Source organism: Bartonella sp. MR168JLCBS, assembly GCF_042194175.1.
Genome location: NZ_JBHIMP010000111.1, coordinates 1 through 239, shown reverse-complemented (window position 1 = coordinate 239; position 239 = coordinate 1). Strand labels below are relative to the sequence as shown.

The following is a 239-nucleotide window of genomic DNA, read 5'->3' as shown; positions in this document are numbered from 1 at the left end:
AGCAGGAACAGTTTTAGCAACAGTTGTGGAAGAAGGGCAAAATGTTAATGCCGTTCAGTCAGCGCCAACAATCGTTATTTTAGGTGATTTGTCAAAAATGACTGTCAAAGCGCAAATTTCAGAAGCCGATGTTCTTAAAGTTCATGCTGGACCACCTCTTTATTTTACCGTCTCTGGGAATTCACAGCGTCGTTATGAGGGAACTATAGAAAGGAGAGAGCCTGCTCCTGAATCGATAC

General features: G+C 42.7%; 1 protein-coding gene. It reads left to right on the top strand.

Annotation, left to right across the window (positions count from 1 at the left end; all coding sequences use genetic code 11):
- The coding region (locus ACFIK8_RS09535) for an HlyD family efflux transporter periplasmic adaptor subunit (protein WP_375669285.1) at window positions 1-239 on the top strand (239 nt) is incomplete at both ends.